This window comes from Candidatus Bathycorpusculum sp., assembly GCF_009778815.1.
Classification (GTDB): Archaea; Thermoproteota; Bathyarchaeia; order Bathyarchaeales; family Bathycorpusculaceae; genus Bathycorpusculum; species Bathycorpusculum hydrogenotrophicum.
In genome coordinates this window covers 1-3257 of the sequence record NZ_WRFL01000116.1, presented here as the reverse complement: position 1 = coordinate 3257, position 3257 = coordinate 1, and the positions used below count along the sequence as shown (strand labels likewise).

Below are 3257 nucleotides of genomic sequence, written 5' to 3'. Positions count from 1 at the left end.
GAAAACCACAGACGTATTTGGATACTCCTTCAACGCAATCAAACTCCGCAAACTACGCGCCGCACTAACCACTTTAGGTGTAATCGTAGGCATAGCAGCCATCGTAGCACTGCTCTCAATAACACAAGGTTTGCAGGTAACCTTAACTGATCAGCTCAATCAAGGTTTATCAGCCAATACCCTAATTGTGAGAGCTAACAGCGGAGACGACGAAGGCATAGGCGGATTTGGTCAAGGTAGCAGCGGCACGGGCTTTAGTCTCTACACCAATTATACCAAAGAAATAAACGCGCTCTCACCCGATATAGATATGACTATAGCGATTATGAGTCGTAGTGGACGGGTCCAATCGGGTGATTTTGTTCGCTCAGTTATGCTCTATGGGGTAGATTTTAATGATTATGCCAAGGTTTACTCAACCTTTACAGCAGAAACCGGATACATACCCACCGACCCAATAGACATCCAAATTGTAGTAGGCAGCAACGTCATCAAATCACCCAAAAATGATACAGTATTCTTTGGTGTAGGCGATTTAGTCAATGTCTCATGGGTTAACGCCACTGTATTGCCACCAGTTAATGAAAAATACACCGCCGTCGTTGCGGGAGTATTGGAAAAAGTCGGCGGCATTAGTCTAAGTGGACCCTCAGATACAGGCGTCTATATCCCCATCGAAAAAGCTGAAGAATTCTTTGGAACCGAGCAATGTGACACAATAATTGTCATCCTAAAGGAAAGCGACAACGCCACCATAACTAATGTCTCTAACGCAATAACTGCTCATTTCAACAACCAAGTCAGCGTCACTGCAGCAACCACAATTCTAGATTTGATCTCTTCAGTGTTTAGTACAATCCAACTATTCCTAGGCGGCATCGCAGCGATTTCACTACTAGTTGCAGGCATAGGCATAATGAACATCATGATAGTATCATTGATTGAACGCACTCGAGAAATTGGTATCCTCAAAGCACTAGGCATGAAAAGCAGAAGTGTACTGGCAATATTTCTCGGTGAATCAGTCATCATCGGCTTAATCGGTGCTTTAGCCGGCATTGGATTGGGCTGGGGCTTAGCAGTTGTCGTCGCAGAAGTACTTGGCTCAGGAGCATTCAGTGTCGGAGTCGGCGGCGGAAGCGGTGCATTTGCCATAACACCACTATTAACCCCCACTGTTTTCGTGGGAGCACTGGTTTTTGGCATAGGCGTCAGCGTCATCTTTGCACTCTACCCCGCATGGCGGGCATCAAAACTAAAACCAGTAGACGCACTCAGATACGAATAAACAACCTTTTTTATTTTTATTTTTTATCCAAATTTTTATCAACAACTGCTTTCTAAATTCAAATTAAAAAATAGAACAAAAAATATAGTGCATTTCTTTGTTTGTTTGTGATCCGTAGAAGTTTTAAAGAGGAAGCAACATTAAACAACAGGTGTTCTGCTTGAAGCGGCTCTATCCTGATCAGCCTGCAGTGGGAATTGGAATTGTCATCGTAGAGGATCAACGAATCGTACTTATTAAACGCGATAATGAACCGGCTAGGGGTAAATGGACCGTCCCCGGTGGGTTAGTGGAACTTGGCGAATCCAACGAGGAAGCAGTCATCCGCGAAGCCAAAGAAGAAACCTGTTTAGATGTGGAAAAGCCCCTACTTGTAGATGTGATAAGTCAAGTGGATTGGGATACAGAGGGCAAAATCAGATATCACTATGTCATAGTTGACTACCTTGTGCAGGTTAGATGTGGTAATATCGCCGCGGCAAGCGATGCCGCAGAACTCCGATGGGTACCCTTAGAGGAAGTAGAATCATATGAGTTAACACCTTCTTTTCGCCGCTTCTTTGATAAGAATAAAGAAAAACTGGTAAAGGCCAACTCTTTTGTCAAAGCCGTTTCTTAGGTTAAATACCGGGGGTGGGATTCGCACTAAACCCCCCATGGCGACATCGCCATTAACAAATTTTTTCGCTTAACCCCTTTTTCTCTTTTTTTGTTGTGTCATAAGTTGAGTAGAGTGATATGTCTCTCCTGAACCAAAAATTTATGATTGAACTAACGAATTTTGACATAATATATAACTTAACATCAAAAACTAACAAAAGCCATCAACTATTAATTATTAAAATACTTCATGATACCACCCAAATTTGTTAGAGATAAAAACGTTCAATTGGTTGAATCTATCTTGATGACGAGGCTTATTCAAGTTTAGTCTATGAGTAAAATGGTAAATGAATCTGCTGTTTTGGTCGAGAGAAATGTAACCTCTATTTCTGCGTTAGCGGTGGTTTTTTTCATGTTGATGCCTACGGCTTCCTCTGACCAGCGTGCCAGTTCTGGGTGTCGGCAAATTCCTGTTTTGGTGTTGCATTTCTCGCATAGTTGGCAGTGCCCTGAAACAAAAGATACTGCTAGGCTGTAGCCTTGTTTCATGGCGGCTTTCTCTAAATCCACCATTATTTGGAGTATTTTATGTTTGTCGTTTTTCCAGTCTTGCCAGAATTTTGCGGTTTTCTCTTTGATGGTTTGGGGTATGGTGGGGTCAGTTTGGTAGGTTAGGAGGTGTTTGTAGATTTCTGGGTCTGCGTGGATGTTGGTGGTGAATTTTATGAGTAGGGCGTAGCTGTATTCTGAGACGATTTTGCGGAATTGTTCTGCTGTGGGTGTGTAGGGTGGGCAGGCGAGGGTTTTTCCGTAGTGGTTGCAGCCGATTTTGCATTTGAGGACTACGCGGTCTTCAACGACAATTTTGTTGGTGGATATGATTTTTGCGTCTGATGCACCTTTTTCGAGGGCTAATTTGATGAGAAAACTGTATTCTTCGGCGTTATTTTTAGACATGTGTTTCCCGGTCTCTGACTAGGACTGTTTGTGTGTGATGTTTAAGGTTTATTCTCTTAGTGGTTTTGTTGGTGTGTTTATTTTTCTGTTTTCCAAATGTCTGTTAATTTTTTCAACCAACTTTTTCCATATTTTGTTATCAATTTTGCCGACAGTGTCGTCAAAATGTTTTTGCCTTATTTAGCACGTTTGGGAGTATGTGATTGATGACTCGGAGATATTTATTGTTATGGATGTGTTGGGTGTGGGACAAACTCCCTGTGTAACTACCGAGTAGGTGGGATTCGAACCTCACCGTTCATGGCGATATCGCCATAAGCACTCGCTCTTTCTCGCTAATTTTCCCTCTTTCTCTTTTTTAAGTTTAGTGATATCTGGTTCCCATCGAAATGTGAACAACACACTTTAT

At 42.3% G+C, this 3257-nt stretch carries 3 protein-coding genes; 2 read left to right on the top strand and 1 reads right to left on the bottom strand.

Going from position 1 to position 3257, the window contains the following annotated elements:
• Together FWF39_RS12145 and FWF39_RS12140 are read left to right on the top strand one after the other, a co-directional pair.
• Window positions 1–1288, top strand: a 1288-nt coding sequence (locus tag FWF39_RS12145; RefSeq protein ID WP_343383699.1) for an FtsX-like permease family protein, incomplete at its 5' end; no start/stop codon positions are given.
• A gap of 160 nt (window positions 1289–1448) precedes the next feature.
• On the top strand, window positions 1449–1907 hold the full coding sequence (locus FWF39_RS12140; protein WP_343383698.1) for an NUDIX hydrolase: 459 nt from the start codon (window positions 1449–1451) through the stop codon (window positions 1905–1907).
• A gap of 308 nt (window positions 1908–2215) precedes the next feature.
• On the opposite strand, the gene FWF39_RS12135 is transcribed toward FWF39_RS12140, so the two are convergent.
• Window positions 2216–2848: a DUF2284 domain-containing protein gene (locus tag FWF39_RS12135; RefSeq protein WP_343383697.1), complete on the bottom strand. Its 633-nt coding sequence runs from the start codon at window positions 2846–2848 to the stop codon at window positions 2216–2218.
• Window positions 2849–3257: the final 409 nt, after the last annotated feature.